General features: G+C 61.6%; 19 protein-coding genes. 3 read left to right on the forward strand and 16 right to left on the reverse strand.

Going from position 1 to position 19,097, the window contains the following annotated elements; all coding sequences use genetic code 11:
- Window positions 1-186: 186 nt before the first annotated feature.
- Genes rodA through FEV51_RS01195 form a run of 5 tightly spaced genes read right to left on the reverse strand, consistent with a single transcriptional unit; the run spans window position 187 to window position 5,914 of the window.
- The gene (gene rodA / locus FEV51_RS01175) at window positions 187-1,305 is read right to left on the reverse strand and encodes a rod shape-determining protein RodA (RefSeq protein WP_138615402.1); all 1,119 of its coding nucleotides are present in this window, start codon (window positions 1,303-1,305) and stop codon (window positions 187-189) included.
- Window positions 1,302-3,416, reverse strand: coding sequence for a penicillin-binding protein 2 (mrdA, locus tag FEV51_RS01180; protein ID WP_138615403.1), 2,115 nt, complete (start codon window positions 3,414-3,416; stop codon window positions 1,302-1,304). The genes rodA and mrdA overlap by 4 nt, the downstream gene beginning before the upstream one ends.
- Entirely contained in the window at window positions 3,413-3,967 is a 555-nt protein-coding gene (gene mreD, locus FEV51_RS01185; protein ID WP_138615404.1) for a rod shape-determining protein MreD, read from the reverse strand. The genes mrdA and mreD overlap by 4 nt, the downstream gene beginning before the upstream one ends.
- On the reverse strand, window positions 3,967-4,857 hold the full coding sequence (gene mreC, locus FEV51_RS01190; RefSeq protein WP_138615405.1) for a rod shape-determining protein MreC: 891 nt from the start codon (window positions 4,855-4,857) through the stop codon (window positions 3,967-3,969). Before mreC ends, mreD begins: the two co-directional genes overlap by 1 nt.
- A gap of 13 nt (window positions 4,858-4,870) precedes the next feature.
- Window positions 4,871-5,914 carry a rod shape-determining protein gene (locus tag FEV51_RS01195; protein ID WP_138615406.1) on the reverse strand — a complete coding sequence of 348 codons (1,044 nt, stop codon included), beginning with the start codon at window positions 5,912-5,914 and terminating at the stop codon, window positions 4,871-4,873.
- Between the two features lie 195 nt (window positions 5,915-6,109).
- Here FEV51_RS01195 and mutL point away from each other — a divergent pair, with 195 nt between their 5' ends.
- Window positions 6,110-7,897: a DNA mismatch repair endonuclease MutL gene (gene mutL, locus FEV51_RS01200; protein ID WP_138615407.1), complete on the forward strand. Its 1,788-nt coding sequence runs from the start codon at window positions 6,110-6,112 to the stop codon at window positions 7,895-7,897.
- A gap of 90 nt (window positions 7,898-7,987) precedes the next feature.
- Here the strand turns inward: mutL and FEV51_RS01205 are convergent, their stop codons facing one another.
- Entirely contained in the window at window positions 7,988-8,515 is a 528-nt protein-coding gene (locus FEV51_RS01205; RefSeq protein WP_138615408.1) for a hypothetical protein, read from the reverse strand.
- Window positions 8,516-8,750: 235 nt separating this feature from the next.
- Here FEV51_RS01205 and FEV51_RS01210 point away from each other — a divergent pair, with 235 nt between their 5' ends.
- A complete protein-coding gene (locus tag FEV51_RS01210) occupies window positions 8,751-9,248 on the forward strand; it encodes a hypothetical protein (protein ID WP_138615409.1) in 498 nt (165 codons plus the stop codon).
- On the opposite strand, the gene FEV51_RS01215 is transcribed toward FEV51_RS01210, so the two are convergent.
- From FEV51_RS01215 to FEV51_RS01225, 3 genes are read right to left on the reverse strand one after another with little or no spacing between them, the layout of a single operon-like run.
- A complete protein-coding gene (locus tag FEV51_RS01215; RefSeq protein WP_138615410.1) occupies window positions 9,249-9,713 on the reverse strand; it encodes a MaoC family dehydratase in 465 nt (154 codons plus the stop codon). It lies immediately after the preceding gene.
- Between the two features lie 2 nt (window positions 9,714-9,715).
- Entirely contained in the window at window positions 9,716-11,110 is a 1,395-nt protein-coding gene (locus FEV51_RS01220; RefSeq protein ID WP_246034443.1) for a hypothetical protein, read from the reverse strand.
- Between the two features lie 21 nt (window positions 11,111-11,131).
- A complete protein-coding gene (locus tag FEV51_RS01225; protein WP_138615411.1) occupies window positions 11,132-11,872 on the reverse strand; it encodes a MauE/DoxX family redox-associated membrane protein in 741 nt (246 codons plus the stop codon).
- Between the two features lie 55 nt (window positions 11,873-11,927).
- On the opposite strand from FEV51_RS01225, the gene FEV51_RS01230 reads away from it, so the two are divergent.
- Complete coding sequence (locus tag FEV51_RS01230; RefSeq protein ID WP_138615412.1) at window positions 11,928-12,314, forward strand: MerR family transcriptional regulator; 387 nt, start codon at window positions 11,928-11,930, stop codon at window positions 12,312-12,314.
- Here the strand turns inward: FEV51_RS01230 and FEV51_RS01235 are convergent, their stop codons facing one another.
- The 7 genes from FEV51_RS01235 to FEV51_RS01265 form a co-directional block, all read right to left on the reverse strand.
- A complete protein-coding gene (locus FEV51_RS01235) occupies window positions 12,315-13,121 on the reverse strand; it encodes a DUF1206 domain-containing protein (RefSeq protein ID WP_138615413.1) in 807 nt (268 codons plus the stop codon).
- A 62-nt stretch (window positions 13,122-13,183) separates the two neighbouring features.
- Entirely contained in the window at window positions 13,184-14,461 is a 1,278-nt protein-coding gene (locus FEV51_RS01240) for an alkaline phosphatase family protein (protein ID WP_138615414.1), read from the reverse strand.
- A 13-nt stretch (window positions 14,462-14,474) separates the two neighbouring features.
- Window positions 14,475-15,575 (reverse strand): redox-regulated ATPase YchF, encoded by a 1,101-nt coding sequence (ychF, locus tag FEV51_RS01245; RefSeq protein WP_138616301.1) that lies wholly within the window; start codon window positions 15,573-15,575, stop codon window positions 14,475-14,477.
- A 92-nt stretch (window positions 15,576-15,667) separates the two neighbouring features.
- Window positions 15,668-16,249 (reverse strand): aminoacyl-tRNA hydrolase, encoded by a 582-nt coding sequence (pth, locus tag FEV51_RS01250; RefSeq protein ID WP_138615415.1) that lies wholly within the window; start codon window positions 16,247-16,249, stop codon window positions 15,668-15,670.
- A gap of 92 nt (window positions 16,250-16,341) precedes the next feature.
- Window positions 16,342-17,043 (reverse strand): 50S ribosomal protein L25/general stress protein Ctc, encoded by a 702-nt coding sequence (locus tag FEV51_RS01255; protein WP_138615416.1) that lies wholly within the window; start codon window positions 17,041-17,043, stop codon window positions 16,342-16,344.
- A gap of 136 nt (window positions 17,044-17,179) precedes the next feature.
- Window positions 17,180-18,064 (reverse strand): TraB/GumN family protein, encoded by an 885-nt coding sequence (locus FEV51_RS01260; RefSeq protein ID WP_171033001.1) that lies wholly within the window; start codon window positions 18,062-18,064, stop codon window positions 17,180-17,182.
- Window positions 18,065-18,140: 76 nt separating this feature from the next.
- Window positions 18,141-19,061 (reverse strand): TraB/GumN family protein, encoded by a 921-nt coding sequence (locus tag FEV51_RS01265; RefSeq protein ID WP_171033002.1) that lies wholly within the window; start codon window positions 19,059-19,061, stop codon window positions 18,141-18,143.
- Between the last annotated feature and the right edge of the window lie 36 nt (window positions 19,062-19,097).

Below are 19,097 nucleotides of genomic sequence, written 5' to 3' on the forward strand. Positions count from 1 at the left end.
AATAGCAGAATAGGTATTGCTTACCCATAAGAGATAGAGATTTCTAAACGAAATCAACGAACTTTTATGCGCAACTTTCTTACAATATAACGAAATTAAAATCAGTTTGTCAATTGTGTGATTGTTGAGCTTTACCACGCTCATATCAGCTGCGAATCGCTCGCTCCGGAGCAGCAGCGATTCGTGTTACCGATGTATTCCCGACCGCGGCGCTTTGCGATTCCAGCGGTGAACCATCATCAGTGCGCCAATGCAGATCATATTGGTCATCATCGACGATCCGCCGTGGCTCATGAAAGGCAGGGGGATGCCCACGACAGGCGCTAGGCCCATCACCATCATAAGATTGATGGCGACGTAGAAGAATATTGTCGCGGTCATCCCGGCGGCCAGCAATTTGGCGAAGCGATCATTGCTGTGCCGCGCCACGGCCAGACCCCAGCGCAGGATGATGGCGAAGATTCCCAGCACCAGCAGGCCGCCGAAAAAGCCCCATTCCTCGGCCATTGTCGCAAATACGAAATCGGTGTGCGGTTCAGGCAAATAGTTCAGATGGCTCTGCGACCCTTCGTTAAACCCCTTGCCAGTCAGCCCGCCTGATCCAATCGCGATCTTGGACTGGGTGATGTGATAGCCATCTCCAAGCGGATCGCTTTCCGGGTCGAGGAAGGTGAACACGCGCCGCTGCTGATAGGGTTGCAGCCCGAAGAAAAACGCCAGTGGAGCTATTGCCATTGCCGCCACACCTGCGCCGATAAACCACCGCAGCGGCAATCCGGCCAGCAGCATGGTCACGGCGCCGCCAAAGGCAATCGCCAGCGAGGTGCCTAGATCCGGCTGCAACAGCACCAGCGACATGGGGAAGCCGATCATCAGTCCGGCCGGGATCAAAGCGCGCCAAGTGGGGATCATGCCCACCGGCAGATCATCGTAAAACCGCGCCAGCACCAGCACGATGGCAGGCTTCATCAACTCCGATGGTTGCAGCACAATCGGACCCAGATTGATCCAGCGCTGGCTGCCACCGTTGATCGCTCCCATTGTTTCAACAGCGATCAGCAACAGGACGATGATGATATAGATCGGATAGGCTAGAAACTTGACCATCGGCTTGCCAAAGCGCGTCATCACGAACGCCATGATCAGAAACACGCTGAAACGGATCAAATGCGATCCGGCATAGGGTTCCCACCCGCCGCCGCCTGCTGAATAGAGCACCAGACCGCCGAACCCGACGAGCAGGCACAGCGGCGCAAGCATCTGCCAGGGCTGGCGGGCAATCGGGGCGGGGACGATCCCGCTCATTCTGCAGTGCTGCCGGTTGGTGTTGGCGTCGGGGCAGGGGCTGGGGCAACTGCCGCGCCCGGCGGCGGGGTTGATCCCGATGCAGACGTCTCAGTACGCGGCGTCACCACCTCGTCGGCGATCGCTTCCTGACGGCGGACGGCAACGCGAGCCTCGGCCTCGACCTGATCGAAAATGTCTTCGTCACGAGCGGGCACGGCCTTGACCGACTCCCCGGCAGCGGCGGCAAAGGCGCGGTATTTGCGGTCAAGCCGCTGCTGCGCCGTGCCGCCCCACTGGGTTTCCAGCGCGTTGAGCGCTTCCATGCCCTTTGCCGGGTCAAACAGGAACGTCATCACATCACGCGCGATTGGATAGGCCGAACCCGAACCGCCGCCGTGCTCGATCACCACCGCCCCGGCATAACGCGGCTTGTCGAAGGGGGCGAAGAAGATGAACAGCCCGTGGTCACGGTATTTCCACGGTCCGGTTTTGCCGTTGGACAGGTTCAGGCCGACCACCTGCGCGGTGCCGGTCTTACCCGCCATCAGGATGTCGTCGATCGGCAATCGCGCCCGGCCTGCGGTGCCGGGGCCATTGACCACATCGCTCATCGCCTTGCGGACATATTCGACGTGTTCTTGCGAGAAATCGGCAGTGCCGAAATCGACCGCTTTCTTCTTCACCATGCGGGGTTCGATGTGATAGCCGGTCGCGATCCGGGCAGACATCACTGCCAATTGCAGCGGGTTGGCGAGCATATAGCCTTGGCCGATCGTCGCGTTCACAGTGTCGAACGCCTGCCATTCGCGCCCGTATTTCTTCATTTTCCACGCCGGGTCCGGCACCGTGCCGTAAAACTGGCTGGTGACGGGAATGTCGAATTCCTCACCCATCCCGCAGCGGTGCGCCATCGCGGCGATGGGGTCCATGCCAATCCGCTGGGCAAAGTGATAGAAATAGACGTCGCAAGACTGGTAAATGCCCTTGGCCATATCGACCCGGCCATGCCCGCCGCGTTTCCAGCAGCGGAACACGCGGTTGCCAACCCGCAGGCCGCCGCCGCAGAACACGCTCTCGTCCGGGTCCAGCCCGGCCTTGAGGAAGGCCATCGAGACCATCGGCTTTACCGTGGAGCCGGGGGGATACAGCCCCTTAAGCACCTTGTTGCGCAGCGGGACGCGGTCATCCTGGCTGAGCATGCCGTATTCGACGCGGCCAATTCCGGCGGAAAAGCTGTTGGGGTCGAAAGACGGCATCGACGCCATGCACATCACATCGCCGGTCAGGCAGTCCATCACGACGACCGAACCGCTTTCCAGTCCAATCCGGCGCGCGGCGTAATCCTGCAAGGGGCCGTCAATGGTCAGCTGGACCGGATCGCCCTGCGTATCGTCACGCGTTTCCAGATCGCGCAGGATGCGGCCCGATGCGGTGACTTCGACCCGCCGTGCACCCGGAACGCCGCGCAATTCCTGCTCGAACACTTTTTCGAGGCCGTCCTTGCCGATTTTGTAACCCGGAGTGATCAGCAGCGCGTTGCGCTCTTCCTCATATTCCTCGGCATTGGCTGGGCCGACATAACCGATCAGATGGCCGACGCTGGGGCCGGTGGGATAGAAGCGTGAGAAGCCGCGCTGCGGGACCACGCCGGGCAGGTCGGGGAGACGCACGCTGATGGCAGCATATTGCTCGTAATCGATGCCGCTCTTGATCTCGACAGGCTGGAAACCGGCTGCTTCCTTGATGCGCTTCTTCACATCGGCGACGGTGTTGTCGTCCAGCTTGAGTATATCGTTCAGCACCGCCATCGTGCGGTCAGGATCGGGCGTCCGGTCGGGAATGATATCGACGCGGAAATCGGCGCGGTTGGAGGCGAGGGGGGCGCCGTTGCGATCAAGGATCCACCCGCGCCGCGGCGGGATCAGCGACAGATTGACCCGGTTGCTTTCGGATTCCAGCTTGTACTTCTCGTTCTCGGCAATCGCGATGTAGCCCATGCGGACCGCCAACAAGGTGCCCAGACCGCCCATCACGCTGCCGATAAAGAAGGTGCGCCGGTCAAACGCATTGGTCAGCGTTGTTTGGCTGACCAGATCCGCGCCGCCTTTGCGTTTGCCGAGCCGCCTCATCCTACAACCCTCCAGCGGCGCAGCCGCAGCTGGTCGAGCCGGGAAATCAGCCGGGCAAGGACGGGAAAGATCAGGATCGAAAGCACCAGTTGCGGACCAAGGGCGATGAGCGAATGGATCGTCGGCTGCGCGCCCGACAGCAGCCAGCCGCCAATGAGATAGACCAGCAGCAGCATAGCCGCTGTCATCCAGTCCTGCCAGAAGCTGCGCCAAGGAAATCGCGTTTCTATCATTTCGACCGCGATCATCGCGAGTGACCATGTTGCCATCGAATAGCCGAAAGGCTGACCGTTAAAGAGATCGTCGAACAATCCCAGCGGCAGACCGGCCCAGACGGGTAGCATTCCGGGGCGCACCAGCCGCCAGCCGATCAACATCAGAAAGCCCAGCGGCGGCACCATCGGCAGCGCGGTCGCAATCGCGAAGATCGGCAAAAACGAGCCGATCAGGATCGAGGCCCAGGGAATGAAAGTTGCGATGATCGTGGAATGCGAGCGGTTGATGCGGCTGCCGTAAGCATCGCTGCGCGAACGCGGGTTCATCCGCTCCATCAGTCGGTTAGCTCGCGCTCGATCGGGGTGGCCAGGGCCTCCACAGCCTCGCCTTCGAAGATGGGTTCAACGGTTACGTAATCAGTGGCAGCGGGATCGCTGACAATCCGGGCCAACGCGCCGTCATCGGTGATCTCTGCAACAATCGCGACAGCAATGCCGGGGCGGTAATAACCGCCTGCGCCGCTGGTGACGAACATATCGCCTTTCTTGAGCGGATTGATGCCAAGATTGATCAGCTTGATGCGCAGCATGCTGTCACCGCGGCCTTCGGCAAAGGCGACAACCTCATCCTTCGCGCGGCGAACCGGCAGGATGCTTTCGCTATCGGTCAACAGCAGCACGCGCGCGCTGTCGCTGCCGGTTTCGAGGATGCGCCCGACCACGCCGCGGGGGGAGCGGACTGGCATCCCGACTGTGACACCGTCATCGGACCCGGCACCCACATAGGCAAAGCGGCGGGTGCTGGCGGAAGACGACCCGACCAGCCGCGCAACGGCGACGGGCTTAACCTCGTCTTCCTGCAGTTCGAGCAGGCCCTTCAACCTCGCGTTTTCCTGACGCACCGCATCGGCTTCCGCCAATTTAATGCGGGCCAATTCCATTTCGCGTTTCAGCGCGGCGTTCTTCGAGCCGGCGCGGTAATACCCGTTCAGCGCATCGTAAAAGCTTTTGCTGCCGGTCCGCACCGTCGCGGCGGTTTCTGTCGCCGGGCTGACGCCATCATTCGCCGCGCCGCGCAATCCGCCAAACAGGGTCGGCTGAAAGAACGACAAGGCCAGCAATATCGCGCCGATAAGCGCGCCAACGCCTGCGACGATATAGCCGGTGAAGATGTTGTATTGCGCCCTGCGCGAATAGCCCGAGCGCCGCCCGCCTGTCGGCGCCATGCCAGTTCCCCTCTTACGCCGTCATCAGGACGCCGCGATAGATCGGATCCTCCATCGCGCGGCCCGTACCAATGGCAACACAGGACAGCGGATCTTCAGCGATTGTTACCGGCAGGCCGGTTTCATCGCGGAGATATTCGTCCAGACCCTTGATCAGCGCGCCGCCGCCGGTGAGCACGATGCCCTGATCGACGATGTCGGCGGCCAGTTCGGGTGCAGTGTTCTCCAGCGCGATCCGCACGCCTTCGATGATCGCCCCGATGGGTTCGGACAGCGCCTCGGCGATGTGGCCCTGGTTGATAGTGATTTCTTTGGGCACGCCGTTGACCAGATCGCGGCCTTTCAGCGTGATCGATTCGCCCACGCCGTCTTCGGGGGTGCGCGCAATGCCATAATCCTTCTTGATCCGTTCAGCCGTGGCTTCACCGATCAGCAGATTGTGATGACGGCGGACATAGCTGACGATGGCTTCGTCCATCTTGTCACCGCCGGTGCGGACCGAAGTGGTGTAAGCCAGACCGCGCAGGCTGAGCACGGCGACTTCGGTGGTGCCGCCGCCGATATCGACGACCATGCTGCCGACAGGTTCTGTCACCGGCATATCCGCGCCAATCGCTGCGGCCATCGGCTCGAGGATCAGATAGACTGCGCTGGCGCCTGCATTGGATGCCGCATCGCGGATCGCGCGGCGCTCAACCGAGGTTGAGCCCGAAGGGACGCAGATCGTAATCTCGGGATAGCGCAGCAGGCTTTTGCGGCCATGCACCTTGCGGATGAAATGCTTGATCATTTCCTCGGCAATTTCGATGTCCGCGATCACGCCGTCACGCAGCGGGCGGATGGCTTCGATGCTGTCGGGCGTTTTGCCCATCATCATTTTCGCATCGTCACCCACGGCCTTGACGCGTTTGATACCGTTGATCGTCTCGATAGCGACCACGCTCGGCTCGTTCAAAATGATGCCCTGATCCTGGACATAGACCAGTGTGTTGGCCGTCCCGAGATCGATAGCAATGTTCTGTGTGCCGAATTTGAAGAGGTTGTTCCAGAAGCCCATGGTCGCGTGAAAATCCGTTTGTTCGAGAAGGTGGAGCGGGACGAAAGTGTGAACGCCATGCCACCCAAGGAAAGTGAGGTGGCGCCCCTTTAGCGACACAACGGACCAAACGCCAAAAATTTCCGCGTGTCTGTCAGTGGATTGCAACACGCCCGGCCTCGAATTCATGGCGCTTCACCGCTAGGCAGTCATTCCATGCCGCAAATCCGCCGCCTTCCCGAAGCTCTGGTCAACCGCATTGCCGCTGGCGAAGTGGTTGAACGGCCCAGTTCTGCGCTCAAGGAATTGGTCGAAAATGCCATCGATGCTGGCGCGACTCGGATTGAGGTGCGTCTGGTCGAAGGCGGGCTCGATCTGGTCGAAGTGACCGACGATGGCTGCGGCATGACGCCGGATGAAATGGCGCTGGCGCTGGAACGGCACGCCACCTCGAAACTTCCCGACGAGGCTATCGAACAGGTGGCAACCTTGGGCTTTCGCGGGGAGGCATTGCCTTCGATAGCCAGCGTGGCGCGCTTCACGCTGGAAAGCCGCCCGCATGGGGCGGAGCAGGGCTGGCGCCGCGTGGTCGATCACGGTGATCTGGTGGCAGAAGGCCCCGCCGCATTGCCGCCCGGCACACGGGTGCGGGTTGAACAATTGTTCGCCAAGGTGCCCGCGCGCCGCAAATTCCTGCGTACCGCGCGCAGCGAATATGCCGCCTGCCTTGACGTGGTGCGCCGTCTGGCGATGGCGCGGCCCGATGTCGCGATTGCGCTGGATCATGGTGAGCGGAAAATTCTCGCGTTGCAGGGCGGGGAAGGGCTCGCCAACCGCGTGGCGCAGATCATCGCGCGCGAGCTCAAGGACAATGGCGTCCTCATCGATATCGAGCGGCATGGAATGCGGCTGACCGGGGTGGCGGGCCTGCCGACTTACAATCGCGGGGTGGCCGATCACCAATATTTGTTCGTCAATGGCCGCCCGGTAAAGGATCGCCTGCTGACCGGCGCAGTGCGCGGAGCCTATGCCGATATGCTGGCGCGTGATCGCCACGCGGTGCTGGCGCTGTTCCTCGAAATTCCCGCCGAAGATGTCGATGTGAATGTCCACCCGGCAAAGACCGAGGTGCGATTCCGCGATGCGCAGGGGGTGCGCGGTTTTATCGTGTCCGGCCTGAGGCAAGCGCTGGCCACCGGCGACCGGCGCAGCGCGCAGGCCCCTGATGCGGCGGCGATGGGCAAGTGGCAGGCCGAGCCCGCCCCCGCGCTACGCTCCATCTTCGAAGGGCGTGACTGGTCGGCCCCGGAGGCGCGGGTGGGTGAAGCCGGTGCCCCATGGCGCGGCGCAGAGGGCGAAGTCCTCGCCGCCCCGCACGGCCGCGCAGAGGAGGCCGCCCCATTGGCTGCGCAAGACCGAGATTTCCCGCTGGGGATCGCGCGCGGGCAAATCGCCACCACCTATATCGTGGCCGAGGCTCAGGACGGGCTGGTGCTGGTCGATCAGCACGCGGCGCACGAACGGCTCGTGCTCGAACGCTTGCGAGAGGCGGGCGCTGGCGAGGCCGCCGCCCGCGAACAGGCTCTGCTGATCCCCGAAGTGGTCGAACTGGACGAACCGGCGTGCGACCGTCTTGAGGAAGCCGCTGACAAGCTCGCGCTGCTGGGCCTGGCGATGGAGCGGTTCGGACCGTCTGCCATGCTGGTCCGCAGCCTGCCCCACGCGCTGGGCCGCACCGATCCGGAAAAGCTGCTGCGCGATATCGACGATGATCTGGCGCTCAATGGCGAGGCTTTGCTGCTCGGCGAAAAACTCGATCTGGTGCTGGCGACAATGGCCTGCCACGGCTCGGTCCGCGCCGGCCGCACCTTGCGTGTCGACGAAATGAACGCCTTGCTCCGCGAAATGGAACGCACCCCGCGCTCAGGCCAGTGCAATCATGGGCGGCCCACCTGGGTGAAACTGTCGATGGAGGATGTCGAGAAGCTGTTTGGACGACATTAGCCGCGCGGTATGGAATGACATGAAAAGGTCCGGTTTTTCATTATCGACGTGTAGAAGCTAACGTTCCGCAAACGACCCCATTGCGGACATTCAGCTTGAGCGCTTGGACGTAGGCAATCGCGCAAGAAGCTGTTTCGAGCCGTGAAGATAAGCCGAGAAAATTACGCCGGAGCCGTCGCTGAAACGGATACAGCAATCGCCGCGAAATTCACTTTCTTTGATGGACCGAATTTCCGTGAAATCCCAATGCCGCTCTTTGCCGAATGCGTTTCGAACTCGCAGCTTTCGCCCCTTCCAAGCAATGGTTTGCGCGTAAGTCGTCCACCACAGATAGAGCGTCATGACTCCGAATGAGGTCAGTAGGCCGACAAGATAAAAGTTTTGGGTGTCGGCGTCTGGCAACGATGACCCTTCCCTGAAAGCGATGTAAGCGAACAGAGAAGTGAGTGCGAAGCCGAAGATGAAAAGGCCATGAATTAGGAAGCTAGGACGAAGCGTCTTCCAGCCGTCGCTGCGGGTCTCTGTGTTTCGCTGGTTGCGAAGTGCTAAGAAGCAAAGGGCCGCAGCAATAGCGCCACCGATTAGGCCAGTTATCCAAGGACTCATGTCCCACGACATATCACGAGAGTCCTTGTTGTCGAATGTCCGCTAACCACCCCAATCGCGGGCGTCAGACAAGCGAGATAATCCCTTCCGAAGCTGTCGCCGGGAATTACACCGCGAAATCTTGGTGATCCTCATTGTCTTGCCCTGCAAAATTCTGCAACGGCAGCGCAAATGTCCAGTGCGCTTTTGGCTCGACATGGGTTAGACTGTGTGCGGAACACGTCGAGGATCTTCCCGGGAGACATTGATGCGCCTTGCCTTTGCCGTTTTGACCCTGTCGCTGGCCGCTTGCGCGGACGAGCCTGATCCGCGTGAGAAGGCCGCTGCCGATGCTGCGGCGGTGGCCGAGGTGAAGGCCAACCAGGAGGCTCCGCCGGAGAACCTTGTGCCCGAAGCGATTGTCTATGCCGATATTGAGAAGGCCGGCCTGTTCGGGGCGGGATGCAATTTTGTGGCGGCGGGCGCGGGCACGGATGCGATCGTGCTGGCGCAGGCGGATATGGGGTACATGAAGCGCAGTGACGAGATCGTGGCCTTTGCGCCTGACAAGGGCAGCGCGAACAACCCGGTGGGCAGCTGGCGCAAATATGACGGCAAGGACAATTCGCTCGTACTGGAAATCAACCAGCAAAATGGCCGCCAGTCGGGCATGGAAACGGTCGATTTCGCCGCCGAGTTGACCGTGCGCGATGGCAAGGACCGAGTGGTTTATCACGCCGATGGCACCGCGCAGTGCGGCGCCTGATCAGTCTTCGACAGGCACCGCAGGATCACGCACTGCGATCATCGCATTGCTGATCATGTCGAGCACCAGTTCGTCATGCTGGTTGAAGGTGCAGATGCGCGTTTTGTAGAGACCCATGTCGGGCCGCGACCGGCTGCGGCGGGCTTCAATAATCTCCGTCTCGCAGCGCAGTGTATCGCCGGGATAGACCGGCTTCACCCAGCGCAATTGGTCCACACCGGGCGAGCCGAGCCCGGCCTGACGGTTGGTCTGCATATTCTCGACCAGCATCGCCATCGTCATCGCGCAGCTGTGCCAGCCGCTGGCGGACAGCCGCCCGAAATGGGTCGCCGCCGCCGCATCATCGTCAAGGTGGAAAGGCTGCGGATCATATTTGCCCGCAAACTCCATCACCTCCTCGCGCGTCACGGCATAATTGCCGAAAGCGTGCCGCGTGCCGACTTCGAGGTCTTCGAAATAAATCACGCTCAATCGCCCAGGCTGAAACGGGCAAAGACGGTGTAGCCCACCGGATTATCACCATAGACCGCATCCAGCGCATTGGGCTTGGCAAAGGCGGCGGCCGTGCCGCCCAGCGCCAGCGTCACCGGACCAAGCGGCAGTCGATAGGCATAGCCTGCCTGAAACTTGGTCACGCGGAACACTTCTTCGTGCAGCGGGCTGAACTCGTCGGGAAACAGCTCGCCATTGGCGACATTTTCGACGCGGCCGAAGACGGTGTGCCGGGTGTCTATATCCCAGCTGACCTCGCCCAGCCATGCGGTCAACGTGCCATCATGCGCGTCTGCATCGACGAGGTCGTGATCGTCGTGATCCTCAACCGCCTTCTTGGCGCTGAAGGCCCCCATAGCGGACAGGCCGTTGCCGGAATTGTAATGGATGGAAGCGGTGGTGCGGTGCTCGTTCTCGCCGGGATGCTGGGCCTCGGGCTCCTTCATCTCGCTATAGCTGGCCTGCACCAGCCACGCCGGGGCTGGCGCAAAGCTGCCGCGGACCGACCAGGAATCGAACTTCGGCGCCTCGATGTTCCAGCGGAATTCATCTGGCTCGCGCCCGCGAAATGTGCTGGCTTCCAACTGGAACCGTTTGGCCGCGATGCCCGCAGTGGCAACGCCGTAAGTGATGTGCGTGGAATCGAACCAGTGGTGGGTGATCGGCGCTTCGGGATTATAGCGCGCGCTGGAGCGGTGCATGAACGCGCTGGGGCCAAGTGCCGGCTCGCCAACGGGGCCGCCATATAGGAACACGGTGGTTTCTTCGGCGATGTCGATATCGACCCGCGCGGCCAGTTCCATAAACAGATCGTGCGGGTGCTGGCGGTCGACGATGGGTTCGCCATAGGCAATTTCGCCCGTCGCGAAGAGGTTGGGATAGCCATCGTGGCGCATCAGCGGCTCAAGGCTCATCATGGTGCGCGCCATGAACCGGCCGCCTTCAAACGGGACGGTCATTGTCGCCATGCCCATCGACTGGACATACAATTTGTCATCGCCGCGCGGCCCGGTCTGGTCGGTGTAAACAGGCCAGACGAAGCCGTGCAGCATCAGGTTGGCATCGCCGCCCAGACCCAGCATCGCGCCGTGGTTCATCGCCTCGTTCGCTGGCAGGCGCGAGGTGCCGGAGCCTTCGCCGCCCATATCGGCCATCGCGCTGTGATCCATCTCGCCCTGTATCATGTCGCCATGACCCATCGCGGCGTGATCCATCTTGCTGTGGTCCATTTCGGGAGCAGGCTCGGCCTCAGCCTCAGCCTCCTCCGGTTCTGGTTGCGGAGCCGCATGATGCTGATGATCCTGCGCGAAGGCGGGGATGGGGGCGAGCAGGGCGAAGGCCGCCGTGCCGATAAGGAAACGCATATTCATCACAAATTCTCTCTCAAAAAATCAGAGGCGGACCAGCATCCAGATTGCCATGCCGATCATGAACAGGTTTTCAGTTAGTGAAACAAAGCCCAGCGGCACGCTGCTGGTCCCGCCGACGCAGGCGCATTTGATCTCGCGCTTTTGTACGTACACAGCGTAAAACACGCTGGCCGCGCCGATCGTCCCGATTGTCAGAGCCACCGGGATCGCCAGCCATTTCAGCGCGTGGGCGGCCATCAATATGCCCGCGCCAGCCTCCAGAAACGGATAGGCGTAGGAATAGGGCACAAACCGGCGCGCGAGCAGGTCATAGCCGACAAACATGCTGGAAAACTTCTCGATATCCTGCAATTTCAGCATCGCCAGAATGACCATGCTGAAACTGACAAACCATTCGGCGGCGCGGATGGTGAAGGGGTTGGCAAACTGAAAATAGCTAACCGCCATCGCCAGTCCCGCAGCCACGGCAAACACAGCGATGACGGGCGTGTAACTGGTCGCGCCATCTGCGGGCAGCGGGTTTCCGAAGTGTGCGCGCAGGTCGGTGTAACCGCCGATCCGGCGGCCATCGATAAAGGTCTGCGGGGTGGTCTGGACGTCGTGCTCGGCCTTGAAGGTATCGGTGGCTTCGCGGGTGGTCAGGAGGTTGTCCTCAACCGTATAGCCGCGCCGCTCCAGCAGCCATTTCGACTTCACGCCATAGGGGCAAACGTGCTTTTCCATCGCCATACGATAGAGCTGGGCGGTCTTGTTGCTGGCCATCCCGCAGCCTATACCCTGCGTACCACGGTACGGAGTCAAGCATGAAAGCCACACAATGAAAGCGCTGCGGATATCCGAGCTGGCGCAAAAGGGCGGAGTGGGGGTCGAAACGGTTCGCTTCTACCAGCGCAAGGGGCTGCTCGGTCATCCCGGCAGTGCGGTCAGCGGCACACGCCATTACGGGTCGGAGGATGTCAGACGGCTTCGCTTTGTCAAACAGGCCCAGGCGGCGGGTTTCAAGCTGTCCGAAATCGCCGAACTGCTCGATCTTAACCGCACCGATGACCGGCCCCGCGCCCGCGAAATGGCCCGCGAACGGATTGGGCAGCTTGATGCCGATATCGCGCGCCTGTCATCGGCGCGGGCATCATTGTCCAAACTGGCAGAGGACTGCGCCTCGGGCTGTGACGGACCGTGCCCGATCCTGGCGGCGTTCGACTGATCAGGAGCGGAATTTCGGCTTCAGTCCGTGCTTGTCGAAATCGGGGATGATCCGATACCGCGCGGTCAGCATGGTGAAGAGACCGAAGATCAGCAGGCCGACTGCCACCAGCGTGTACATCAGGCCTGAACCGCGCAGCGACACGATCGCCTCGCCCAAACCCTTGATCTGATCGTCATCGGAGAACCATGCGCCGGAAATCATTGACCAGCCGATAATGCCGAACACCACCGCGCGTGCGGCACTGCCGACGCGGCCCAGCATTTCGGTCGCCTTGGGGGCATTGCCGCTTATGCGGTTCATGAAACTGGCGGTGATGGCCTTCTTGGCCTGCATGACCGCACCGACCAGAAAGCCGATGCCCAGAATGCCGATCAGCACACTGCCCAGATCCATGGACAGTACCGATCCGGCCATTTCCTGACTGCCGCCGCCGCCTTCGCTGGCGCTTTGCTTGCCGCCGCTGGCGAATTGGTAACAGGCATAGGCCAGGAACAGATGGGCAAATCCGCTGGCCGCATCGCCGATGCGCTTGAGGATACCCTTGGTGTCGCTGCCGTGATGCTGGATGTCGCTGATGGCTGACATGAACCGGAAGCCCGCATAAGCGAGCAGGCCCAGTGCCATGACCCACAGCAATGGCGTGCCGAATGGCACATCCTGAATAAAGTCGAATGAGGAAGACGCGCCTTCCTTTGCCTTGTGGGCAGTGCTCAACGCAATGTAGCCAAGCAGAACGTAGACAAATCCGCGGGCGGCAAAACCCATCCGCACCAGCCAATTGAACTTTTCGGATTTGTCGACCACGCGCAATTCTCCCCGTTGGATAGTTGTCAGCCTAACGAATGGTGGGCCGATCTGTGCCCGACTTATGGCTGGACAAGTGCACCTGTGACAGGGGCGAGCTTGCCGTCGATCCGGCTGTCCTGAGGCAGGCCCATAATCTGGCGCAGCAGCGGGTTTACCGCGATATTTTCAAACGGCGCGATCTGGGCTCCGCTTTTGAAGGCCGGGCCATTGGCAATGAACAACGCCGCCATCTCTGGCGCCAGATTGTCATAGCCGTGATTGCCGCCAACAAATTCGCGCGATGACGGTCGGTCGCTGATCTGCCAGCCGGTTTCCGCCACGCAAAGATAGGCGGGGATGCGCGGATTGCTGCCATAGTGCAGGCGGGCAGGGATATCCTGCTTGCGCCAGCATTGCATATGGTCGTGCGGGCGAAGCAAACCGGCTTCGAGAGCCTGTTCTCGTCCCGGCACTGGGTTGAAACTGGCATAGGGCCCGGCTTCGACCAGCACATAGTCATCGGGATCGACAATATCGCCTAGCTGGACGGTCCGTTCGCTGCTGGTTTCCGCCATTCCGTGATCGGATAGGATGATCAAATTGGCAGGCTGTCCCAGCGCCGCCAGCCCATCGCGCAGAGTGGCAATATCACGGTCGATGGATGCGATAACGGTGTTCAACTCGCTGCTATCCTGCGCTGACGCGTGCCCGGCGCTGTCGACTGTGTCGAAATACAGCGTGACAAATTGCGGGCGGATATCCGCCGGGCGGCGCAGCCAGTCGATGACGCTGTTGACCCGCTGGGTATTGGTGACCTGCTGGCTGAACGCCTGCCAATCCTGCGGATAGGTCCCGCCATCCACCGCGCCATAGCCATAGGGGACCAGCGTCCCGCCCCAGCCAACCGCAGATCCGGGCCAGAACATCGCCGCGCTGCGGATGCCTGCCTTCTCGGCAGTCACCCAGATCGGTTCGGCGGCGTTCCAGTAAAACGGATCGGTGTTGGCCATAGTGAACTTTTCATCGGTCCGCGCGGGATCGACAAAGCTGTTGGCGACGATGCCGTGATGGTCAGGGTATTGGCCCGTCACTATTGTCCAGTGATTGGGGAAGGTCTTGGTTGGAAAAGACGGGATCAGCCGCGCGCTTACCCCGTCTGCCGCCAGCCCCGACAGCGCCGGAGTAATCCCGCGCGCCAGATAATCCGGGCGAAATCCGTCAATCGAAACCAATATGGTGACCGGCGCGCGCTGCTCCTGCACCGCCACGGGCGTTGTCGGGGTGCTGACGACTTGCGGTGCGCAGGCGGACAGCAGGGCCAGCGCGACCGGAGCCAGCAATTTCACCATACCGCGCATCGCAATCACCTTGTCAGACGTTGAATTTGAACATCATGATGTCGCCGTCCTGCACGACATACTCCTTGCCTTCCTGACGCAGCTTGCCGGCATCTTTGGCGCCGCTTTCGCCGCCCAGCGTGACGTAATCGTCATAGGCAATGGTTTCGGCGCGGATGAAACCGCGTTCGAAATCGGTGTGGATTTCACCCGCCGCCTGCGGTGCGCGCGCGCCATCGTGGAAAGTCCAGGCGCGTGCCTCCTTGGGGCCGCAGGTGAAGAAGGTCTTGAGCCCCAGCAGTGTATAGCCAGCGCGGATCACGCGGCTCAGCCCGCTTTCCGCAAGTCCCAGATCCGCGAGATATTCCCCGCGTTCAGCCGGGTCCATCGCGACCAGCTCGCTTTCGATGGCGGCGGACACCACCACTGCCTGCGCGCCTTCGGATGCGGCCTTGGCGAACACCAGTTCGGTCATCGCATTGCCATTGGCGGCGTCTTCCTCGGCAACATTGCAGACATACAGCACCGGCTTGGCGGTCAGCAGCTGCGCCTGGGCGAACACACGGGCTTCTTCCTCGTCCTTGGGCTCGGTCAGCCGGGCGGGCTTGCCATCGCGCAGCAATTCCAGCGCCTGACCCAGCACCGAGGCCATGATCTTGCCCTCCTTGTCGCCGGCAATCCCCTTCTTGGCCGCTGCGGGGACACGCTTTTCAAGGCTTTCCAGATCGGACAGCATCAGCTCGGTCTCTACCACTTCGGCATCCGCAATCGGATCGACCTTGTTGGCAACGTGCTGGATATCGTCATCCTCGAAACAGCGCAGGACATGGACCACCGCGTCCACTTCGCGGATGTTGCCAAGGAACTGGTTGCCCAATCCCTCGCCCTGGCTCGCGCCTTTCACCAGCCCCGCAATATCGACAAAGGCGAGCTGGGTGGGGATGACCTTGGCCGATCCGCCGATCTTGGCGATAGTCTCCAGCCGCTCGTCCGGGACAGCGACCTGGCCGACATTGGGTTCGATCGTGCAAAAGGGATAATTCGCAGCCTGCGCGGCCTGCGTCTCGGTCAAAGCATTGAACAGCGTGGACTTGCCAACATTGGGCAGCCCGACAATTCCGCAACGGAAACCCATCATGTACTCCGGTAGAAAGGATATGCCGCGCGCGATAGGCGCCGCGCGGAGGAAAAGCTAGAGCGCCGACAAGTACGGATGGGAACTTTGCGCTATTCCTGCGTACGCAGCGCCAGCTCGCTCATAAATCGCGCGTCGTCGCCTTTGGCCAGCCATTCCGCCTCCGCCCCCATTGCGCCGAGCATGGCCACCAGATCGTCCTGTTCCGACTTGGCGTAATTGCCGAGTACGTGGCCGGTGACGCGGTCCTTGTGGCCGGGGTGGCCGATGCCGATGCGGACGCGGCGGAAATCCGGGCCCCCAAGACCGGCAAGATGCTGGTTGATTGAGCGCAGGCCATTGTGTCCGGCCAGCCCGCCGCCCACTCGCACCTTCACCTTTAACGGGGCGAGGTCCAGCTCGTCATGGAATACGGTCAGCGCATCGGCCTCCAGCTTGTAGAACCGCAGCGCCTCGCCAACCGCGCGCCCGCTTTCGTTCATGAAGGTGGCGGGTTTCAGCAGCAGCACCTTGGCCGTGCCGATCCGGCCTTCCTGTACCCAGCCACTGAATTTGCGCTGCACCGGGCCGAAGCTGTGCATATGCGCGATCACATCGCAGGCCATGAAGCCCACATTGTGACGGTGCATTGCATATTGTGCGCCGGGATTGCCCAGGCCGGTCCAGATCTGCATCGCTGCGCTCTAGCCATCTGTTCCGCAAAAGCAAAACGCCGGACTTCGCGAAGAAGCCCGGCGCCTTGTTTGCGGGGTGGGAGACTTGGCGATTATTCGCTCTTGTCTGCCTGTTCCTGTGCGGCATCGGCGTCGGGGCCTTGCTCGGTAGCGGCGGTATCGCCAGCTTCCATGCCTTCGCCAGTCTGTTCGTCGCCTTCGGCTTCGTCTTCATCCTGGCTCTTCATAGCGGATGGAGCGACCAGCGTCGCGATGGTGTAATCGCGATCGGTGATTGCGCTCAACGAACCTTCGGGAAGATTGATTTCGGAAATGTGGATCGAATCGCCGACTTCCTTGCCGGTGACATCGATCTCGATCTCGCTGGGGATCTTGTCCGATTCGCAAACCAGTTCGAGCTCGTGACGAACCACGTTGAGAACGCCGCCCTTCTTGAGGCCGGGCGATGCTTCTTCGTTGATGAAGACCACAGGGATCTGAACTTCGATCTTCGAATCTTTCGACAGCCGGAAGAAATCGACATGCACGGGACGGTCCTTGACCGGGTGCAGGGACACATCCTTGGGAATGGTGCGGAGTTTCTTGCCGCCCAGGCTGATCGTCACGATCGAGTTCATGAAGTGGCCGGTGCCAAGCTGGCGAACCAGTTCCTTGGCCTCGACGTGGATCATCGTGGGTTCTTCCTTGCCGCCATAGATCACGGCGGGGACGCGGCCTTCACGACGCAGTGCACGGGAGGCTCCCTTGCCTGCCCGTTCGCGCGTCTCGGCCGGAAGAGTCAGAGCATCGCTCATGTCGCTTACCTTTCGAATACATTTGCTTAAAACCTTCGGTCCGCCACGCCTCCAGGGATGACCATGACGCCGAAGCGCGCGCAGTTAGCGGGCAAGGGGCCCAAAAGCAAGCGGGAATGGCGGGGCTGTTGCCAGCCTATTCGACGCGTTCGACGGTATAGCCGCGCTGTTCGAGCAGTTTGGGCAGGCCTTCAGGCCCCAGCAGATGTCCGGCCCCCACCGCCACAAAGGGGCGCTGCGAGGCGGACAGCAGGTTTTCGATCTGTGCGGCCCACGCCTGATTGCGCTGGACCAGCAGCACCTGTTTCAGCTCTTTATCCGCCAGAATGCCGCGCTTGGTCAGTTCGCCCAGTTTCGCGGTATCGCCCGTCTGCCAGGTGCGCGCCAACTCGCCGATCTCGTCCTCGTAAGATGCTGTCTCGTCCAGCACGGCGTTGAGCAGGTCGCGCTGTTCCTTCTCTGGCAGGCTGTCGAATATCGCCAGCTGAGCCTTGGCACCCTCCAGCTCCACCACTTCGCGGCCCTTGAAGGATGTGAGCAGGGCCCGGTCCACACCGTTCGCCGATTTGGCCGATTGCGCAACCTGCGCCAGCGCCAGCGCTGCAGCCCAGCTTTCCATTGGGTCGAAATAGCTGCGGCGGACTTTTGCCTTGACCAGCAGCGCGTCGAATTCGTCGCGATATTGCGGGTCGATGCGGTCGATGATCGGGCCGGCGGGGCGGTCGAACGCCATATCCTCGAACAATTGCGACAGCGCCGCGCCATCGTCCAGAGCGGCCACTTCGACCACCAGCATATCAGCCGATTTCAGTGTGCTGTCGAGCATGGGCGTGCGCCAGGCAAAATCATCTGGCAGCGCATGGATGGTTCCGAACAGCCAGCCCTCCACCGCACCGTCAGGACCGTTGATGGCCCACAATGCCGGGGCCTGCTCGGTGTCGGCGGGCAGGGCGGTGTCCTGCTGCGTCCCGCAAGCGGTCAGGGCAAACGCGGCGAACAGGGGCAGGAGCAGGCGTTTCATCGCACCCGTCATGCGCCGCGTGCTGGCGGCAAGGCAAGCGCGGATTGCGGCGTGGCCTTAAGCGGGACAGCTGCGCCTATTGCACGCGCGCCACTGTGATGCCGCGCTGCGCCAGGTAATCCTGCACGCTTTTGCTGCCCGCCAGATGCCCTGCGCCCACCGCCACAAACACCACGCCGGGCTGGTCGAGCCGGTCGTCGACCCATCCGGCCCATTTGGCGTTACGGTCATGCAGAATGGCCTTGGCCAGCACCGGATCGTTCAGCCCGTCATTCATCATCTGCGCCAGTGCATCGGCATCGCCCGCCAGCCATGCGCCCAGCATCGCATCCATGCTGGGCACTATCTGATCGATATTGTCGGCAGTGCTCATCAGGAAGGCAATCTGCGCATCCATCGGCAGATTGTCGAAAATGCTGATCTGGTCGTCCAGTGTTTCCAGCGCGCCGCGGGTTACAGCGGGTCCGGCATTGGTCTCGACAATCTTCTCGACCCCGCTGTCGGCGGCATAGCCCTGCTTGATCAGCGGCAGCAGGCCCAGCGTCATTCCCGCGAACCACGGTTCAAACCGGTCAAACGCGGCGACTGGCAGGCCAACGCGGGTCATCGCCGCTTCGTAACTGATACGCTGCTCATCGCTCAGTATCGCGCGCAGCGACTGGTCCCTGGGCATCACCGCACGCATCGCGATCATCTGCTGTGATGCGGGATCGGCGGCGGCACCGGGCGGGATTTCAGTCACCAGTTCCCCCGCACTGTCCAGGGCGGCGGCCAGCGGACCTTCAAACCACTGCACATCCTTGGGCAGTGCATGGATTGTCCCGAACAGGTAAATCGTGGTGTCCGCGTCCGCCACCTTCCACAGCGCCGGGCCCTGCGCCGCCTCCGCCGCGACGGGCTCAGGCGGCATGACCGGAGCGGCTACGGGCGCGGCAGTGGCACAGCCTTGCAGGCAAAGCGCCAGCACGGCGGCGCGCAGGATGGGGAAGCGGGGCATAGAAGGTTTCCTTTGCGCTATCGCTAAGCGACACGG

Origin of the sequence: Qipengyuania marisflavi (assembly GCF_005884405.1) — a bacterium.
GTDB lineage: Bacteria > Pseudomonadota > Alphaproteobacteria > Sphingomonadales > Sphingomonadaceae > Qipengyuania > Qipengyuania marisflavi.

Bases quoted from the DNA above. Each gene is read 5' to 3' on its own strand.
- FEV51_RS01195 (WP_138615406.1), bottom strand. From the start codon at position 5,914: ATGGGCTTCTGGAACAACCTCTTCAAATTCGGCACACAGAACATTGCT.
- FEV51_RS01210 (WP_138615409.1), top strand. From the start codon at position 8,751: ATGCGCCTTGCCTTTGCCGTTTTGACCCTGTCGCTGGCCGCTTGCGCG.
- FEV51_RS01255 (WP_138615416.1), bottom strand. From the start codon at position 17,043: ATGAGCGATGCTCTGACTCTTCCGGCCGAGACGCGCGAACGGGCAGGC.
- FEV51_RS01260 (WP_171033001.1), bottom strand. From the start codon at position 18,064: ATGAAACGCCTGCTCCTGCCCCTGTTCGCCGCGTTTGCCCTGACCGCT.
- mutL (WP_138615407.1), top strand. From the start codon at position 6,110: ATGCCGCAAATCCGCCGCCTTCCCGAAGCTCTGGTCAACCGCATTGCC.
- rodA (WP_138615402.1), bottom strand. From the start codon at position 1,305: ATGAGCGGGATCGTCCCCGCCCCGATTGCCCGCCAGCCCTGGCAGATG.
- FEV51_RS01240 (WP_138615414.1), bottom strand. From the start codon at position 14,461: ATGCGCGGTATGGTGAAATTGCTGGCTCCGGTCGCGCTGGCCCTGCTG.
- FEV51_RS01230 (WP_138615412.1), top strand. From the start codon at position 11,928: ATGAAAGCGCTGCGGATATCCGAGCTGGCGCAAAAGGGCGGAGTGGGG.
- mreD (WP_138615404.1), bottom strand. From the start codon at position 3,967: ATGGAGCGGATGAACCCGCGTTCGCGCAGCGATGCTTACGGCAGCCGC.
- pth (WP_138615415.1), bottom strand. From the start codon at position 16,249: ATGCAGATCTGGACCGGCCTGGGCAATCCCGGCGCACAATATGCAATG.
- ychF (WP_138616301.1), bottom strand. From the start codon at position 15,575: ATGGGTTTCCGTTGCGGAATTGTCGGGCTGCCCAATGTTGGCAAGTCC.
- FEV51_RS01220 (WP_246034443.1), bottom strand. From the start codon at position 11,110: ATGAATATGCGTTTCCTTATCGGCACGGCGGCCTTCGCCCTGCTCGCC.
- mrdA (WP_138615403.1), bottom strand. From the start codon at position 3,416: ATGAGGCGGCTCGGCAAACGCAAAGGCGGCGCGGATCTGGTCAGCCAA.
- FEV51_RS01225 (WP_138615411.1), bottom strand. From the start codon at position 11,872: ATGGCCAGCAACAAGACCGCCCAGCTCTATCGTATGGCGATGGAAAAG.
- FEV51_RS01265 (WP_171033002.1), bottom strand. From the start codon at position 19,061: ATGCCCCGCTTCCCCATCCTGCGCGCCGCCGTGCTGGCGCTTTGCCTG.
- FEV51_RS01205 (WP_138615408.1), bottom strand. From the start codon at position 8,515: ATGTCGTGGGACATGAGTCCTTGGATAACTGGCCTAATCGGTGGCGCT.
- mreC (WP_138615405.1), bottom strand. From the start codon at position 4,857: ATGGCGCCGACAGGCGGGCGGCGCTCGGGCTATTCGCGCAGGGCGCAA.